This is a genomic window from Periweissella fabalis (assembly GCF_012396505.1).
Taxonomy (GTDB): domain Bacteria; phylum Bacillota; class Bacilli; order Lactobacillales; family Lactobacillaceae; genus Periweissella; species Periweissella fabalis.
Window position 1 is genome coordinate 118,773 of the sequence record NZ_JAAXPN010000004.1, and the last position, 15,869, is coordinate 134,641.

16 protein-coding genes, 7 tRNA genes and 1 rRNA gene are annotated in these 15,869 nt (G+C 36.3%); 2 read left to right on the forward strand and 22 right to left on the reverse strand.

The window, feature by feature from the left end; genetic code table 11:
• Window positions 1–13: 13 nt before the first annotated feature.
• Window positions 14–949 (reverse strand): ribonuclease Z, encoded by a 936-nt coding sequence (rnz, locus tag HF964_RS05355; protein WP_168722032.1) that lies wholly within the window; start codon window positions 947–949, stop codon window positions 14–16.
• A 129-nt stretch (window positions 950–1,078) separates the two neighbouring features.
• Between rnz and HF964_RS05360 the strand changes: the two genes are divergently transcribed.
• Window positions 1,079–1,372: a hypothetical protein gene (locus HF964_RS05360; protein WP_168722033.1), complete on the forward strand. Its 294-nt coding sequence runs from the start codon at window positions 1,079–1,081 to the stop codon at window positions 1,370–1,372.
• 115 nt (window positions 1,373–1,487) lie between these two features.
• Here HF964_RS05360 and HF964_RS05365 read toward each other — a convergent pair whose 3' ends face one another.
• The 9 genes from HF964_RS05365 to HF964_RS05405 all read right to left on the reverse strand — a co-directional run bounded on the left by HF964_RS05365 (window position 1,488) and on the right by HF964_RS05405 (window position 10,796).
• A complete protein-coding gene (locus HF964_RS05365; RefSeq protein ID WP_168722034.1) occupies window positions 1,488–2,678 on the reverse strand; it encodes a cell division protein FtsQ/DivIB in 1,191 nt (396 codons plus the stop codon).
• 20 nt (window positions 2,679–2,698) lie between these two features.
• Window positions 2,699–3,808, reverse strand: a complete 1,110-nt coding sequence (murG, locus tag HF964_RS05370; RefSeq protein WP_168722035.1) for an undecaprenyldiphospho-muramoylpentapeptide beta-N-acetylglucosaminyltransferase — start codon at window positions 3,806–3,808, stop codon at window positions 2,699–2,701.
• Between the two features lies 1 nt (window position 3,809).
• Entirely contained in the window at window positions 3,810–5,180 is a 1,371-nt protein-coding gene (gene murD, locus HF964_RS05375) for a UDP-N-acetylmuramoyl-L-alanine--D-glutamate ligase (RefSeq protein WP_168722036.1), read from the reverse strand.
• Between the two features lie 82 nt (window positions 5,181–5,262).
• On the reverse strand, window positions 5,263–6,225 hold the full coding sequence (gene mraY / locus HF964_RS05380) for a phospho-N-acetylmuramoyl-pentapeptide-transferase (protein ID WP_168722037.1): 963 nt from the start codon (window positions 6,223–6,225) through the stop codon (window positions 5,263–5,265).
• A gap of 44 nt (window positions 6,226–6,269) precedes the next feature.
• Window positions 6,270–8,420 carry a penicillin-binding transpeptidase domain-containing protein gene (locus HF964_RS05385; protein WP_168722038.1) on the reverse strand — a complete coding sequence of 717 codons (2,151 nt, stop codon included), beginning with the start codon at window positions 8,418–8,420 and terminating at the stop codon, window positions 6,270–6,272.
• Window positions 8,420–8,785: a cell division protein FtsL gene (gene ftsL, locus HF964_RS05390; RefSeq protein ID WP_168722039.1), complete on the reverse strand. Its 366-nt coding sequence runs from the start codon at window positions 8,783–8,785 to the stop codon at window positions 8,420–8,422. Before ftsL ends, HF964_RS05385 begins: the two co-directional genes overlap by 1 nt.
• Before the next feature lie 9 nt (window positions 8,786–8,794).
• Window positions 8,795–9,742, reverse strand: coding sequence for a 16S rRNA (cytosine(1402)-N(4))-methyltransferase RsmH (gene rsmH, locus HF964_RS05395; protein ID WP_168722040.1), 948 nt, complete (start codon window positions 9,740–9,742; stop codon window positions 8,795–8,797).
• 19 nt (window positions 9,743–9,761) lie between these two features.
• Window positions 9,762–10,193 (reverse strand): division/cell wall cluster transcriptional repressor MraZ, encoded by a 432-nt coding sequence (gene mraZ, locus HF964_RS05400; protein ID WP_168722041.1) that lies wholly within the window; start codon window positions 10,191–10,193, stop codon window positions 9,762–9,764.
• 243 nt (window positions 10,194–10,436) lie between these two features.
• The gene (locus tag HF964_RS05405) at window positions 10,437–10,796 is read right to left on the reverse strand and encodes a DUF3397 family protein (RefSeq protein ID WP_168722042.1); all 360 of its coding nucleotides are present in this window, start codon (window positions 10,794–10,796) and stop codon (window positions 10,437–10,439) included.
• 120 nt (window positions 10,797–10,916) lie between these two features.
• Here HF964_RS05405 and HF964_RS05410 point away from each other — a divergent pair, with 120 nt between their 5' ends.
• The gene (locus HF964_RS05410; RefSeq protein ID WP_168722043.1) at window positions 10,917–11,039 is read left to right on the forward strand and encodes a DUF4044 domain-containing protein; all 123 of its coding nucleotides are present in this window, start codon (window positions 10,917–10,919) and stop codon (window positions 11,037–11,039) included.
• A gap of 47 nt (window positions 11,040–11,086) precedes the next feature.
• Here HF964_RS05410 and rny read toward each other — a convergent pair whose 3' ends face one another.
• The 12 genes from rny to rrf form a co-directional block, all read right to left on the reverse strand.
• Entirely contained in the window at window positions 11,087–12,655 is a 1,569-nt protein-coding gene (rny, locus tag HF964_RS05415; RefSeq protein ID WP_168722044.1) for a ribonuclease Y, read from the reverse strand.
• A 178-nt stretch (window positions 12,656–12,833) separates the two neighbouring features.
• Window positions 12,834–13,013 carry a 50S ribosomal protein L32 gene (gene rpmF / locus HF964_RS05420; RefSeq protein ID WP_168722045.1) on the reverse strand — a complete coding sequence of 60 codons (180 nt, stop codon included), beginning with the start codon at window positions 13,011–13,013 and terminating at the stop codon, window positions 12,834–12,836.
• Window positions 13,014–13,070: 57 nt separating this feature from the next.
• Window positions 13,071–13,625 (reverse strand): YceD family protein, encoded by a 555-nt coding sequence (locus HF964_RS05425; protein ID WP_168722046.1) that lies wholly within the window; start codon window positions 13,623–13,625, stop codon window positions 13,071–13,073.
• Between the two features lie 77 nt (window positions 13,626–13,702).
• A complete protein-coding gene (locus tag HF964_RS05430; RefSeq protein WP_168722047.1) occupies window positions 13,703–14,845 on the reverse strand; it encodes a nucleotidyltransferase in 1,143 nt (380 codons plus the stop codon).
• 86 nt (window positions 14,846–14,931) lie between these two features.
• Window positions 14,932–15,015: transfer RNA gene (locus HF964_RS05435), tRNA-Leu, on the reverse strand.
• Between the two features lie 38 nt (window positions 15,016–15,053).
• Window positions 15,054–15,125 (reverse strand) — tRNA-Gln (locus tag HF964_RS05440).
• Window positions 15,126–15,132: 7 nt separating this feature from the next.
• Window positions 15,133–15,205 (reverse strand) — tRNA-His (locus tag HF964_RS05445).
• Window positions 15,206–15,251: 46 nt separating this feature from the next.
• Window positions 15,252–15,324: transfer RNA gene (locus tag HF964_RS05450), tRNA-Phe, on the reverse strand.
• An 8-nt stretch (window positions 15,325–15,332) separates the two neighbouring features.
• Window positions 15,333–15,406 (reverse strand) — tRNA-Asp (locus HF964_RS05455).
• A gap of 6 nt (window positions 15,407–15,412) precedes the next feature.
• Window positions 15,413–15,485 (reverse strand) — tRNA-Val (locus HF964_RS05460).
• A 39-nt stretch (window positions 15,486–15,524) separates the two neighbouring features.
• Window positions 15,525–15,596 (reverse strand) — tRNA-Glu (locus HF964_RS05465).
• Window positions 15,597–15,602: 6 nt separating this feature from the next.
• Window positions 15,603–15,719: ribosomal RNA gene (rrf, locus tag HF964_RS05470) — 5S ribosomal RNA — on the reverse strand.
• Window positions 15,720–15,869 lie beyond the last annotated feature (150 nt).

Sequence of the window (15,869 nt, forward strand, 5' to 3'; positions counted from 1 at the left end):
CTTCTCTCCTCTGCTATTTTCTAATTGGAATATCAATTTCTTCAAAATCACTAACAACATGGGCACGTTCAAACACTTCACGTGCCTGTTTTTCTAACTCATATGCTAGTTTGCCAGCATAACGTGCTGAAATATGGGTAAGGAGTAGTTTATCAGCATGGGCTTGAATTGCAACATCAGCAGCTTGTAAGCTTGTTGAATGATAATGATTACGGGCCATGCGGCCTTCACCTTTTCCATAAGTACTTTCATGAACTAACACATCTGCATCTTGAGCTAAACTAACAGCATTATTGTTTTTTCGAGTATCTCCTAGAATAGTCACTATTCGTCCTTTTTTAGCTTCACCTAAATAGTTGATTCCATCAACTATCCGACCATCCGGTAATGTAACTGTTTTACCAGCTTTCAATTGACCATATAATGGGCCAGCTGGAATATGATCATCTTGAAGTTTCTTAACTAATAATTCTCGCGGATGGTCCTTCTCAATAACACGATAACCATATGAATTGACGTTATGATCTAATAAATCTGTAACAACTTTGAAAGTAGAATCCTCAAATATGGCTCCTGGCTTTGTAATTTCCACAAATTCTAAAGGATAAGTTAAATGTGATTCTGAAACTGCTAAACTCGTCTTTACAAATTTTTCAATTCCCTTTGGTCCATAGATTGTTAATGGTTCTGTGGCATCACTGCCTTGAAATGAACGTGAACTCAAAAAACCTGGTAATCCAAAAATATGATCACCATGTAAGTGTGTGATGAATATTTTTTCAACTTTTCGCGGACGAATATTTGTCCGTAAAATTTGATGTTGCGTCCCTTCACCAACATCAAATAACCAAACTGCATTACGTTCATCAAGCAACTTTAACGCAATTGATGTAACATTTCTAAACTTTGCTGGTTGACCTGCACCAGTACCTAAAAATTCTAATTGCATATTTTATTCCCTATTTTTAATTATTTATGTTTCATCCTATAACCTAATAATTAGATGATTAGCTCTTTAAAAGTTGCCTATAAAATTGTATCATATTAACTAAATTAATTGGACGGAGCACCTAAAAAAATGCGTTTGCATGATTTTATTAATTCAACTACTGGTATCTATCCAGATAGCAAATTATTTGTATCTTTTGAAAAAAATCTAATTCCATTAACCCATTTAGTCATTACTAATGACTATTTATCTCTTCAGTCAATACCACAACATACTACTTTAACACTTAGTCAATTCATACTAAAAACTAAGCAGTTACCAATTAATTATCGCATTACATTTCAAAATAATCTAACATCAGAATTAATTAACCTGTGGGGCTATCGGATTGTTCAAGAAAATCATCAGCTTATTTTACATTAATGCAATTAATTTTAAGTGTCTATAAGTGAATATAAAATGCCGTTAGAACTGAAAATTCCAACGGCATTTTGCTATTTGAGCTATTTTTTAATAACCACCCATTTTAGGTCAAAACTTAGTTATTATTTGTATTTGCGGCATCATTTGAACTTGAATTAACCTCAGTTTGCTTATCGTTCTCTTTAGCTTCTTCTTGTTTTTTAGCCAACTCTTTTTTAGCAGCCTCAGCCTTTTTCTTAGCTTCAGCAGCAGCTTTATCTAATTCAATCTGTTCATAAGAATACGAATAGGCACCAACTTGTAAATCAACAATTCCTGGCTTATCCATCTGAGCTGCAATTGAAGGATAATATGCCATTTTATCAGCAAAGGTTTCAATTGTTGCATTTACTTGATTACCATCATTCATATACAAAATAATTCGTTCTGGATCACCTTTAGTTGGTGAAAAGCGGATTTCAGATACAGCACCTCTAATCGGAAGATCTAGCGTAGCAAATTTATCAATTGTCTTATTGAATAATGTTAAATTTTTAAATCCTTCGTAAATAGGTAATCCTAAATTATTTGTTGTTAATGGCTGTTCAAGAATCTTGCCACCTTCTAATACTAAATAATATTTATTATGACGCAAAATGTATCCCACTCGCATTGCCTCTTGGACATTAATTTGGATATGCGTTGGACTAACAATGTGGATTGTTAAATTTTTAATCTGATTATTACCTGCAAGGGCATGTTTTTTTATCATTTCTTCATGGAATGCTATTCCAAAAATTGATCGATTTACTTTGATACCACTTGCCGTAACAATTTTTTTAGGTGAGATATCTTGTGCTCCGGTAACATCAATTCGTTGAACCATACTATTTGGACTAATAACCCAGTAAAAGCATCCTAATAGCAAGACAATTGCCACAATTGTTGCCCATGCTTGCTTAGTTTGCTTTTGCAACTTGGTTACTTTGATATTTGTAACTAATGTCTGGAATAGTACATAAATTTTATTTGGTGCCTTGGGTACGTCGATTAATGGATTATCATTTATTAAATCATCACTTTCCAGTTTAGGTGCTACAAATTGAAATTGATCTTTTTCAACCGGTGATTTAGTAAATTTAATCTTTTCAGTAACAAGCTCGTCCGTCATTGATGATTTAGTATCTGGAATATCTTTTTTCGTATCCCGTTTAAAAAATAAATCCTCAGCAATTTGACTATATTTATTTTCTTTATTAGCTTCATCAATTTGGAGAATATCCCATGGTGATGATTCTTGATTTTTCTTTTCCGGCTTGTCTCCCATGAGTATCCTCCAATCCAGGTTTATTTTTGACGATCAGAAATTGCTTTCTGTAGTAAGCTAACTAACTGATCTGCTGCATTAGGTACTCCTAATTGTTTAGAAGCTCGTTCCATTTCTAAACGTTTTACATCGTCAGCCATTAAATTGTCAATAACATTTAATAGACTTCCACCATTTAATTCAGTTTCTGTAATCATTTCAGCTGCCCCAGCATCAACTAAACTTTGAGCATTTTTAGTTTGATGATCAGCCGTAACATATGGACTCGGAATCAAGACTGCCGGTACCCCAAGGGCCGTTATTTCAGCAATGCTTGTTGCCCCAGCTCGCCCAACAATTGCTGCAACATGTGGTAATACTTCTGGCATATTATTGACATATGGTTTGATGACAATATTTTTACCTACCAAAATATGTTCTGCATTTAATTGGTCTAATACACCTGCATAACGCTTCTGTCCTGTAACAAAAACAACTTGATAATCACGTTTATTGAACTCTTCAATCGCTTCAATTGTAGCCTGGTTAATCTTTAATGCTCCTTGTGAGCCCCCAAAAATTAATACTGTCGGCTGCTTATTTTCTAAACCAAATTCTTGCCAACTAAAATTCGTATGCATTTGAACAACTTCTTGAGCTCGGGGATTACCTACAAAGGTTACCTTACCAGCTGGAAATTGTGATCGTGCAGCTTCAAAAGCAATCCCAATCTCATCAACACCACGGCTAAGAAACTTATTAGTTAACCCTACAACCGAGTTTTGTTCATGAATTACAGTAGGAACCCCCATCCGTTCTGCTGCGTAAACCACAGCTCCACTAACATAGCCCCCCATCCCAACAACAACATCTGGTTTAAATTCTTGAATTAATTTTTTTGCTCGGGCAACGGCCTTCATAAATAGCATCATTGTTTTTACATTATCAAATGACAATTTACGACGAAAGCCTTGAATTTCAAGTTCTTCAAAAGGTATTCCACGTTTAGGTACAATATTTTTTTCTAGTCCTCGCTGACTACCAACATATAAAATTTCAACAGTTGGGTCTTGCATTTTCAAAGCATCAATCATTGCTAACGCGGGATAGATATGACCGCCTGTTCCACCGGCACTGACAATTAAACGCATATTAAATCTCCTCTTTGTTAGTTAACTTTTCAACCGCTTCGATGAATAATTCACCACGGGTCTCAAAACTAGGATATTGATCCCAACTTGCAGCTGCTGGACTTAAAAGAATAATATCTCCTGGTTCACTCAACTCCCAAGCCATTGGTACTGCTTCAACTACATCTTTAGCAAAGACAACCTTTTCAACCCCTGCGGCTTTAGCACTTTGGGCAAAAATATCTTTAGTTTGACCACTGGCAACAACCGCTCTTACGTGTTTACCTAAATCAGCTTCTAAGCGTTCATAAGTATCACCTCGATCTAACCCACCAGCTATTAGTACTACGGGATTACTGAAACCCGCTAATGCCATTTGCGTTGCTTCAATGTCAGTAGCTTTTGAATCATTATAAAATTTGCGACCATCAGCTTCTAAAACAAATTGTGTTCGATGTCTGACACCTGAGAATGTTTTCAATATCTCGGCAATCATTTTTGTTGATCGTCCATGTAACTTAGCTACTGCAATCGCTGCTAAGGCATTTTCAACGTTATGATCGCCTGGTACCCCCATTTCATTAACATCCATAATGTATTCATCTTGCCAATACATTTTATCATTTTCAACATATGCCCCTAGTTTTGATTTACCAAGGCGTGAAAATGGAATAATTTGAGCTCGGGATGATTGTGCTAATAACGCTAACTCCTCATAGTCGTAATTAACTACAAAAAAATCATCTTGGTTTTGATTAGCTGTAATTTTCATCTTGGCTGCAATATAATTTTTGCGAGTCCCATGATAATCTAAATGTGAAGCAAAGATATTCGTTAAGACTGCAATATGAGGGTGAAATTCATTAGTACCCATTAACTGGAATGAAGATGATTCAATGACTAATGTGTCATCTTTTGAAAGCGTCATAGCTCGTGTTGAAGCAGCAATACCTATGTTACCAGCATATAAGGCTACACCAGCTTCACGTTCACTCGCTAATAACTTCGTAACCATCGTTGTCGTAGTAGTTTTCCCATTTGAACCTGTTATTGCTATTAATTCACCCGAAAATACTTGTCCAGCTAATTCAATTTCACTAATCACTAACATATTTTTTGCTTGTGCAGCTACAACTACGGGATTAGTGTACGGAATGCCTGGATTTTTAACTAAAATATCAAACTCATTAACCACTTCAGCTGATTGATTTTGCGTAAACTCAACGCCGATTTTTTTTAACTTTAAAGCCGCTACATCATCAGTTAAATCTTTTGTATCTGTAACTGTGACCTTTGCACCCAAATGTATTAAAACCTCAGCTGCAGAGGCACCGGATTTAGCAAATCCTAAAATTAAAACTCGCTTATTTTGATATTGCGTTATTTTTTCCATTTTTGTTTCCTCAACTCACCAATTCATATCTAATGCTATTTACTAAATATGTACAACCAGGCAATCCTGGTTATGTCAAAAACTAAGTTAGACTGTAACTAATAACACAGCCTAGTAAAGTAATAATCCAAAAAACAATATCGATTTTCCATTCTGACCATCCTGACATTTCAAAATGGTGATGAATTGGTGACATTTTAAAGATTCGCTTCTTAAAAAAGTGAAAGCTTGTTACCTGCATAATTACCGATAAAGTCTCAATAATTGGAATAATACCAATTATTAATAACGCGAATTCCTTATGTAAAATAACTGAATTAATCGCTAACCCTGCTCCTAACGCCAATGAACCAGTATCACCCATGAAAATTTGAGCCGGCTTTTTGTTATACCATAAGAATGCAATCAAAGCACCAACGAGTGCAAAATCAAACATTGCGATATCAGTAGCCCCTACTTTTAAAGCCATTAAACCGAAAGTACCATAACTAATAATTGACGTTCCGGCAACTAAACCATCTAAGCCATCCGTTAAATTAACGGCATTTGACCAACCGACCATCCAAAAAATAAGAATTGGTAAGTATACCCATCCTAGGTGGAGTGTCCACCACCAAGTTACGATTTTAAAATCAAAACCTGTAAATATTAAAATTAAAAATAAAATTACTGCACCAAATACTTGTAAACCGGCTTTTTGTTTGGCAGAAAAGCCATCATTTTGATGATGAAAAATTTTAATACGATCATCAAATGCCCCAATTAAACCATACCCTAAAAATACAAGCACCGTTACAATAATTGCTATTGTGAGTTTATGGGCGATAGTACCGACAAGTAATGTCATCACTACTGCCGTTAAAATAAATAAAATCCCTCCCATTGTTGGTGTTCCTGACTTACTCTTATGCCAATTTGGACCAACTTCTTTAATCATTTGGCCTTCTTTTTTTGCCCGAAAATAAGCCACTAAAAACGGCATAAAAATAAATGTAATTGCAAACGAGCCAATAAGCGCCGCTCCAATTATACTCGTTGGATTCATTCTCAATCTCCCTTATAACCTATATTACTTTCATCTTTCATTCTTTACTTCAATTGTACTGTAAGCTGTTGGTTACTTTGCACATCTACACCTGGTTTAATTGATTGACTATCAACGAACCCATTACCATTAAAATTAATGTTTATATGGGCAATTGTTGCAAACATCAGTGCATCATTTTTGCTCCAACCCTTCATATCTGGCATTGTAATAGCACCCCCTGTTGCAATGAAAACACGTTGATTATTTAATTGTTGTGTCTGTGCATTTGGATATTGTGCAGTAACTTTTGCTCCTGAACCAATCACAATTGGTTTAAATTTAACATGCTTCAACTGTGACTGTGCCTCATCAATATTCAACCCGGTCACCTTAGGAATTGTTGCAATTGCTGTTTGTGTTTGATGACTTGCATCCATTTTTAATGCTTGTTCCATTACCGGAGTAAATACCCCTGCCATCAGTTTTGTTAATGGACCAGGAATTTTCTTAGGCTGGTTTAATGTAAGATACATAATATATCTTGGCTTATTGGCTGGTACCATCCCAACCCAAGAGTGGATAACATTTTCATCTCCCACTGAATAACCATGAGACGTAGCAATTTGGGCTGTCCCAGTCTTACCAGCAACTTGAAAACCGGGAATTTTATACGCTGTCCCAGTCCCATATGGTTGATAAACCACATTTTCCATCACCTTACGAACTTGTTGTGCAGTTGACTCTTTGATTGGATTACCAATAACTGTCCGCTTACCTCGAAAAATCACCTTACCAGTGTTTGGGTCAACAATTTTTGAAATAAAATAAGGCTTTAATTCCTGTCCATTCCCAGCCACTGCCGTAAATGCCTGTAGCATTTGCATTGGTGTAATTCGAATTCCTTGACCAAATGCGGTATTAGCTTGCTCAATCGGATACTTAAATTGCATACCACCAGCCGATTCATTTGCTAATCCTGAATTAGTTGATTTATTAAAATGAAAGTCATTAAGATACTTATGCCATAGTGATGGCCCCATCATTTGCTCAACATGTGCCATAGCAACGTTTGATGACATCGCAAATCCCCGAATGTATGGAATCATCCCCCACCCTTGTGGGTTCCAGTCAGTAACTTTTTGATGATTAATCAAATATGTTCCTGATTGATATAATTCATTTGGATGCCAGTTACCACTATCAATAGCCGCTGCTAATGAAAATACCTTCATCGTTGAGCCTGGTTCAAATGAATTTTCAACAAGTAAATTTTGCCATAGCTTACCAATTCCATCGCGTGTTGTTGCATCAAAAGTTGGTCTTTGTGTCGTAGCTACAATCGCACCAGTTCGAGCATCAACAACCGTAGCTGTAGCTGAAACAGGGGCGGTTTGAGTATCTAACGTTGTCATCTCTGACTCAAGTAACGTCTGTAGCTTACTATCTAAGGTTGTATAAACTTGATCTCCATTTTTTACTGGATCACCTTTAGCTTTATCGTCAATTGTATAGCTTGGTGTATTTTTAACTTCACGAATTCCATTATGCCCTGCAAGAAACTTATTTAATTCACGTTCAATTCCCATTGAACCATACAATGAAATAGCTCCAGTTTTAGGGTTAGTCTTTGTTTGAGTGATTCCAATTAAATGCGAGGCAAAAATTCCATTAGGATACAATCGTGCAGGTTGTTTAGTAAATTGAATTCCTGGAAGTTTTGCTGCCACAATTTGATTATGCGTTTCAATTGAAATATTTGAACCTGCATTTCCAAATTCAACTTGAAATAATTTGGGATTATCTGGATTCAATATTGCTAATATTTTTTCCTTTGAGAGAGGAATATACTTTGAAAGGACTTCTGCAGTCTTGTCTTTATCAACAACGTGGTTAGGTTTCCCATCTAAACCAATTTGTTTTTTATCTAAAATTGCATATACCGAATACGTACTTGTATTTTCTGCTAAAAGCATTCCATTAGCATCGTAAATATTACCCCGACGAGCATTAATGACTTGCGTTTGCATATATATTCGGCGAGCAGCTGTCGATAAATCATGATCTTTGACTTCCTTAAAACTTGCCACATACAAGAAACGAGCACTGAGGGTTCCAAAAATAATAAGCACAACTATTAAAAATATCATGCCTGTTAAGCGACTATTATTGCGAATACTATTTCCCTTCAGTAATCGTTGCCAATTTTTATTCATTACTTACTTACATTCCTTATATTTTGGTTTGAGAGTGATAAGCCATAGTGATTAGCAATCTTTTGTAGCCGATTGTGACTTGTTAATTCATTAATTTCTTGCTTTAAATTTGAATTTTTATTCCCAATACTATCAACTTTATTTTGAGCAATTGCTAAATCTCGATTGGCCGTACTTACTGCACCCGAAGATGCAACCATGCCAATTAAGCAACCTAATACAACTAAAATACAAATGGCTGCCATGATAATTTCTTGACCAGTCCATTTAGTCTGACCCATTTTGCGTTGTTCAGTGACTAAGTGTAAGTAACGCTCTTCGTCTGGTTTTACCTTTGGTAAAGATTGTGCAGTATTTTGACTCATTTTAACCCCCTATTTTTTGATCCGTTCAATTACTCGTAATTTTGCGGAATGTGAACGATGATTGTTCGCTTGTTCTACTTCACCCGGCAAAATTGGTTTGCGTGTAACCAATTTAAAATCAGGTTGAAGTTCTTCTGGAATAACTGGTAATCCTTGTGGTAAATCAGGAATGGATGTTTTTTCTTTAAACATTGTTTTAACAATCCGATCTTCCAATGGTTGGAAGGTAATTACAGAAATACGTCCGTTGACCTTTAACAAATCAAATGCTGCTTCCAAAGATGCTTCAAGTACCCCTAACTCGTCGTTAACTGCAATCCGAATCGCTTGAAATGTCTTTTTAGCTGGATGACCACCATGTCGCCGAGCACCCATTGGAATTGCATTTTTTATTATTTCAACCAATTCAAAAGTTGTCTCAATTGGGTGTTCTGCACGATTTTTTTCGATAAGACGTGCTATTTGCTTGGCAAATTTTTCATCACCATAGCGAGTTAAGATCCGCATTAAGTCGTTAAATGGCCACTCGTTAACAACTTCACGAGCAGATAATGCTTGTTCTTGGTTCATTCGCATATCAAGAGGGGCATCATAATTATACGAAAAGCCACGCTGCCCATCGTCAAACTGAGGAGACGAAACACCTAAATCATAAACGATACCATCAATTTCATTAATTCCCATGGTAGCTAGCTCATTTTTAATATTTTTAAAATTTGACTTTACCAATTTAACTTTACCCTCAGCAATTTCTGTGGCTAAATTAGTTTCGTTATATTTAATTGCTGTATCATCTTGATCAAATGAATATAAACAACCGGTAGTCAATTTAGAGGCAATTAATTTTGAATGTCCCCCACCCCCAAGAGTGCCATCTACATAAATGCCAGTTGGATTAATAGCTAATCCTTCGACTGCTTCATTTAGTAATACTGTTATGTGATTAAATTCTGTCATATTCTGTCCTATCTCGTTTTTAAAAATTAAAGTCAACTAAGCCATCAGCAATATCATCAAAGTTTTCTGCAACATCACTAGTGTATGTTTGCCAAGTAGCAGCATCCCATATTTCAAAACCAACCCCTGAGCCGGTTATAACTGTAGCTTTGCTAATATTTGCATATTCACGTAGTGCTACTGGTAACACAACGCGTCCTTGCTTATCAAATTCAGCTTCAATTGCACTTGAGAAAACAAAACGTTGAAATTTACGGGCATCCTTATTAGTCATTGGTAGTGCTTTTAGTTTATTTTCAAAGATTTCCCATTCATTTACAGGGAAACCATATAGTGCATGCTCAAGCCATTTTATCAAGATAAATTTATCTCCTAGTTGGTTACGAAATTTAGCAGGAATAATTAAACGACCTTTGTCGTCTATATTATGTTTATATTCACCTACAAACATGCCATAGTCCTTGCCTTTCAAGTTATTCAAAACCAATTCTGCACACACTACTCCACAAATAAATTTACCACATTTCCCCACTCTCTACCACAAATCACCACATTTTTTATTTATAAATTTTTATAATGCTTCACTAGCTTTCTAATAAATAGATAATTAATAGATATTATTAATATAATCTAATTTTTTACTACAAAAAAAGCCTGTATTATACAGACTCATAAATTGTGATATTCTAAAATATCATTTTAGTAAGTTTATTACTAAAAAAATTATATAAATAATTGGTAAAACCAATGTAGAAAAACGCCAATACGTCAGCATATCTTTACGAAAGCGAAACGATTGTGTAATAAAGCCTCGATAAATTACAAATGCTAATAACAATGTGAGCCATGTAATCATTAAATATGGAAAAACTGACCAACCTGTTGTTTGAAAGCTTAAAACATGCAAATTTAATATTAAAACTGGCGGTAATAAATCTGCAATCTGTAATTCACGCGGAATAAATCGATAGAATGTCCGACGAATAAAGAAGAGACCTGTAAAGACTACAATAGAAATCCCCAGTAATATTAGCCAAGAAATTGACTGTGCCACTATGGCCACCTCCAAGATAATTTAAAACTAAGATAAGAATACCTAATCAACACCTTCCTTGCAAGATTGATATTTTTAAAGTACAATCACAAGTGAAAATAATTTAAGTGAGTGTGAAAAATGTACGAAAAGAAGAAAAAGTCTGGTTTTCAAAAATTTACAATGGTAATGGTTTATTTAATGCTAATCATTACTGTTTTAGGAACAGTTTTAGGTGCCGCAAGTGCTTTAGGTGCCTTTTAATTTTAAATAATAAAAAAGCTTGCCAACTGGCAAGCTTTTTTACTTTTTTATTGAGCAATTTCTGTATTACGAATTTCACGAATAACAGTAACTTTAATATGCCCTGGATAATCAAGATCATGTTCAATTTGATTTTTCACATCACGAGCAATAATTGTTGCTTCTAAATCATCAACTTTTGTTGGTTCAACAATTACGCGAATCTCACGGCCAGCCTGAATTGCAAATGACTTTTCAACACCATCAAAATTATCAGCAATTGCTTCCAATTGTTTAAGGCGCTGTACGTAATTTTCTAGTGACTCTGAGCGAGCACCTGGACGAGCTGCTGAAATTGCATCAGCAGAAGCAACCAAGACTGAGATAACAGATGTAGCCATTGTATCTCCATGGTGTGATGCTATCGAATTAACAATAACTTCCTTTTCCTTAAACTTAGTAGCAATCTCAATACCAAGTTCTACATGGGAGCCCTCGACTTCTTGGTCGACAGCTTTCCCAATATCGTGTAATAATCCTGCGCGTTTTGCAAGAGTAACATCCTCGCCAAGTTCAGCAGCTAAAATTCCCGATAATTTAGCAACTTCAATCGAGTGCGTAAGAACATTTTGTCCATATGATGTACGATAGTTCATTCGACCAATGATTTTAATTAAATCAGGATGAATTCCATGAATACCCAATTCGAAAACAGCTTGTTCACCAATTTCACGAATTTTTTCATCAATTTCTTTACGAGCTTTTTCAACCATCTCTTCAATACGAGCTGGGTGAATACGACCATCCAAAATTAACTTTTCTAAGGCTAACTTGGCAACTTCACGGCGAATTGGATCAAACCCTGATAATACAACCGCTTCTGGTGTATCGTCAATGATTAAATCAATCCCTGTTAAAGTTTCAAGTGTACGAATATTGCGACCTTCGCGTCCAATAATTCGCCCTTTCATATCATCATTTGGTAAAGTGACTACTGATACTGTGGTTTCTGATACCATATCAGCTGCAGAGCGTTGAATTGCTTGAACCACAATATTTTTAGCCCGCTTTTCTGCTTCTGCATTAGCCTCTTCTTCACTAGCCTTAATTAAAATACCCCGTTCATGGGCTAATTGCTGCTTAGTTTCAGAAAGAATTAATTCTCTGGCTTCACTCTGTTCTAACCCGGCAACTTTTTGTAACTCGTTTTCACGATCGTCAACCAAGGCCTCTGCACGTTGTTGCAATTTTTGTAAATTATCGTTTTCACGACTAAGTTTATCTTCTTTAGCCGCTAACGCAGTTTCGCGTTTTTCTAAAGCCGCATCCTTACGTTCCATTGATGCTTCACGCTGTAAAAGTCGATCTTCTTGCTTTTGAACTTCAAAACGGCGTTCTTTGAGTTCTTTTTCAATTTCAGTCCGATACTTGTGATTTTCATCTTTGGCTTCAATTAATGCTTCTTTTTTCAAAGTTTTAGCATCTTTTTTTGCTTGTACAAGGAAATCTTCGGCAGTTTGGTGTGCTTGGATCATTGTCTTCTCGTAAGTGCCCTTACGTAACACATACCCAATCACCCCACCGATTACTAATGCTAACACTGCCACGGCGACTACACTAGCCAAAATTCCAGACATAATGCCTCCATGCGTGCATAATTTATAACTCGGGTGCTATAAATTTAATTTTTCAAAGATGTTAATTTGATTCATACACATATAATATTCTATTGTTATTATGCTTTTAAGTCAAACTAAATATGTTTTTATTGCAATAAAAAAACATCAAATACCAAAGGCATCTGATGTTAATTCATTATTTGCTAGTTTTAACTACTTCGCGACCGTCGTAGAAACCACATGCTGAACATACGTAGTGTGACTTACGTAATTCACCACAGTTTGGACATGCGCTTAAACCAGCCGCAACAAGCTTGATGTGTCCACGACGGGCACGCTTGTTTGACTTAGAAGTCTTGTGTGATGGAACTGCCATATTCGAGTATCCTCCTTAAAATTTTATATCCACGCGTGTTACAAATTTAAGAGTCTGCTATTCTCCTTCTTCCTGATCAGGGAATAAGTCTTTGAGTTTAGCGAGACGTGGATCAATATTAGTTGTATTAGCTTTTTTTGCTTCTAGTTGATCTTCGGTTAATACTTCCCAACCATTTCCAGAAGGCATGTCAGAGTCGTCAACGACCTCATCTTCAGCTAAAATTTGCAAAGGAATCTGGAGTACTAAATACTCCTCAATTGCTTCATTAAAATTCAAAACATCATTTTCTAACACAATAACTGAATCAGTGATTTCATAACGTTCGAGATGACTTTCTTCAGTAGTATAAGTTTCATCAATTGCAAAGTCAAAAGGCATTTCAACGGGCTTTAATGACCGTGAAGACGGTACCGTCATACTACCAGTAACTTGTGCATGGATATAGACATCCTCATTTTTATATTCAAGGAAACCTTGAACTGTAATAGGAGTAATATCTAAAATGAAATCAGAAAATCGTGCTAAAATATCAGCTTTTAGATCTAAAGTTTCACTTAAATTTAAAGGTACTTCTTTAAATTTTTTCAATTCAAGCATTGACCATTTCATATTGGTTCCCTCCTTTTGCAACTAATCAAGTATACCTTATTATATCGTTATAGTCAAAGCATTTATTGTAAAGTCATTTAATTGTTTATTCGCCATGGTATTCGACCAATATTTTGCACTGGTTGCTTCCCGAGTGTTGTAAAAATCTGATCAACTTTGTATTGTAAAGCAAATTCTTGTGACTTTACTTTAGCACCGATTTTACTCAATATTGGTATCTCAGTTTGCTTCTTTATTTTTCGTAGCCAAAGTTGTCCGGTTGTTGTGGCTCCCAATAAATTTAAAAATGGTTGCTCTAAAGCCAGTTGCATTTGCTGCTCAGTTACATTCAGTAACACGTACAAAATTAGTCGCTGTAAACGTGCTGATGTATATCGTTTTGACTTAAGTAAGTGCATAAAATCTTCATAGTTACTTGCACGTTCGACGGTTTCTTTTAGTTTGTATTCTAAGCCTTCTGTAACTTGATAAATCTGTTTTAACTCTTCAATACTTGCTGTTTGAAGACGATATTGTAATGCCGGCCACCAAGTGCTTTTAAAATTGCTCGTGCGCTTAACATTTATTAAATCATTGAATGTTTGCACAGGTACATATCGCCTTACTTCATGTGGAGAATGTTGCCTAACAGCTGACGCACTTGCAATATTTCCACTAGGTAAGTTATTTTGATGATAATTAGCCATAATACGTTTTATGGGTAAGATTTTTATGTCTTTTTCCCACTCATATTCAGTAATCGCCGTGGCGTATGACAGACATAAAATATCATTAGGCAAATTTATTTCAATTCCACTCTTTTCAAATAATTCCTGATAAAAAGTAGTAGCATATGTTTGATCATATTGTGTGAAAGCTGAATGGTTTTTTATTGGTAAATTAGCTAGCTTCATAAAGTTATAATTGGGATGCTCAGCACCGCAAACAATTGTGTCGACACCAACTGCATGTAACAGTTTAACAGCTTGTTGTGCAAATATATGGCCTGGTTGAACTGCCATTGCAAATGGTAGTTCAAAAACAACGTCAACACCGTTTAAAAGTCCTTCTTTGGCTCGAGTCCATTTATCTAGCATTGCTGGCTCACCACGTTGAACGTAATTTCCACTCATTACAGCAACAACTACATCGGCTTTTGTCAGTAGGCGGGCTTGCTCAATATGATATTTATGCCCATTATGAAAGGGATTATATTCAACAATGACACCTGTAATTTTCATGCCCTTAATTCGCCTCCATATTAAATTTAATTCATTTTATTATAACAAAAAACGTTATGAATATTTATTCATAACGTTTTATACAATGCCGTCGGTGGGGGTCGAACCCACACTCCCGTGAAGGAACTGGATTTTGAGTCCAGCGCGTCTGCCAATTCCGCCACAACGGCATATCTATTCAGCTACTTGGTAACAAATTTATTACCAACTGGGCTAGCTGGATTCGAACCAGCGCATGACGGTACCAAAAACCGTTGCCTTACCGCTTGGCTATAGCCCAATAAAAGGGCGGTATGTGGGAATCGAACCCACGCGTGCTGGATCCACAAACCAGTGTGTTAACCACTTCACCAATACCGCCATAATATTAAAAATAGATTTATACCATACTTAAAATATAAATCTATGGCGCAGGACGGAATCGAACCGCCGACACATGGAGCTTCAATCCATTGCTCTACCAACTGAGCTACTGAGCCATTTGAAACGGTCACAACGGGACTCGAACCCGTGATCTCCCGCGTGACAGGCGGGCGTAATAACCAACTATACCATGCGACCATTGAATGGAAGATACAGGGCTCGAACCTGTGACCCTCTGCTTGTAAGGCAGATGCTCTCCCAACTGAGCTAATCTTCCAAGATATTTAATTTTACCAAAGTTTGTTTACTTTGTAAATGTCCCGTACGGGATTCGAACCCATGTTACCGCCGTGAAAGGGCGGTGTCTTAACCACTTGACCAACGGGACATATAAGCATGGCGACGTCCTATCCTCGCAGGGAGCGATCCCCCAACTACTTTCGGCGCTACAGAGCTTAACTTCTGTGTTCGGCATGGGAACAGGTGTATCATCTGCGCCATCATCACCACACTTATGTCTCTGAGAAATACTTAATCTCTCAAAACTGAATATTATCATTTAAATCTTTTACACCGGACACCACTTCGTGGTTAAGTCCTCGACCGATTAGTATTAGTCCGCTACATGTGTCACCACACTTCCACTTCTAACCTATCTACC

Coding starts and splice junctions, on each gene's coding strand:
- rnz (WP_168722032.1), bottom strand. CDS start 949: ATGCAATTAGAATTTTTAGGTACTGGTGCAGGTCAACCAGCAAAGTTT.
- HF964_RS05360 (WP_168722033.1), top strand. CDS start 1,079: ATGCGTTTGCATGATTTTATTAATTCAACTACTGGTATCTATCCAGAT.
- HF964_RS05365 (WP_168722034.1), bottom strand. CDS start 2,678: ATGGGAGACAAGCCGGAAAAGAAAAATCAAGAATCATCACCATGGGAT.
- murG (WP_168722035.1), bottom strand. CDS start 3,808: ATGCGTTTAATTGTCAGTGCCGGTGGAACAGGCGGTCATATCTATCCC.
- murD (WP_168722036.1), bottom strand. CDS start 5,180: ATGGAAAAAATAACGCAATATCAAAATAAGCGAGTTTTAATTTTAGGA.
- mraY (WP_168722037.1), bottom strand. CDS start 6,225: ATGAATCCAACGAGTATAATTGGAGCGGCGCTTATTGGCTCGTTTGCA.
- HF964_RS05385 (WP_168722038.1), bottom strand. CDS start 8,420: ATGAATAAAAATTGGCAACGATTACTGAAGGGAAATAGTATTCGCAAT.
- ftsL (WP_168722039.1), bottom strand. CDS start 8,785: ATGAGTCAAAATACTGCACAATCTTTACCAAAGGTAAAACCAGACGAA.
- rsmH (WP_168722040.1), bottom strand. CDS start 9,742: ATGACAGAATTTAATCACATAACAGTATTACTAAATGAAGCAGTCGAA.
- mraZ (WP_168722041.1), bottom strand. CDS start 10,193: ATGTTTGTAGGTGAATATAAACATAATATAGACGACAAAGGTCGTTTA.
- HF964_RS05410 (WP_168722043.1), top strand. CDS start 10,917: ATGTACGAAAAGAAGAAAAAGTCTGGTTTTCAAAAATTTACAATGGTA.
- rny (WP_168722044.1), bottom strand. CDS start 12,655: ATGTCTGGAATTTTGGCTAGTGTAGTCGCCGTGGCAGTGTTAGCATTA.
- rpmF (WP_168722045.1), bottom strand. CDS start 13,013: ATGGCAGTTCCATCACACAAGACTTCTAAGTCAAACAAGCGTGCCCGT.
- HF964_RS05425 (WP_168722046.1), bottom strand. CDS start 13,625: ATGAAATGGTCAATGCTTGAATTGAAAAAATTTAAAGAAGTACCTTTA.
- HF964_RS05430 (WP_168722047.1), bottom strand. CDS start 14,845: ATGAAAATTACAGGTGTCATTGTTGAATATAATCCCTTTCATAATGGG.